Raw genomic sequence first — 303 nt, forward strand, 5'->3', positions numbered from 1 at the left:
AGTGGATGAGTTAGCTTCGGCGAAGCCCAGAAATGAAGCCCCAGTAAACGGCGGCCGTAACTATAACGGTCCTAAGGTAGCGAAATTCCTTGTCGGGTAAGTTCCGACCCGCACGAAAGGCGTAACGATCTGGGCACTGTCTCAACGAGAGACTCGGTGAAATTAAGATACCTGTGAAGAAGCAGGTTACCCGCGACAGGACGGAAAGACCCCATGGAGCTTTACTGTAGCTTGATATTGGGTGTTGACACAGCTTGTACAGGATAGGTAGGAGCCATTGAAGCCGGAACGCTAGTTTCGGCT

General features: G+C 51.5%; 1 rRNA gene. It reads left to right on the forward strand.

From position 1 onward, the window contains the following. Positions 1-303: ribosomal RNA gene (locus tag LPKJCM_RS11430) — 23S ribosomal RNA — on the forward strand; the annotation flags it as partial.

It is taken from the genome of Lentilactobacillus parakefiri, from assembly GCF_002157585.1.
GTDB lineage: Bacteria > Bacillota > Bacilli > Lactobacillales > Lactobacillaceae > Lentilactobacillus > Lentilactobacillus parakefiri.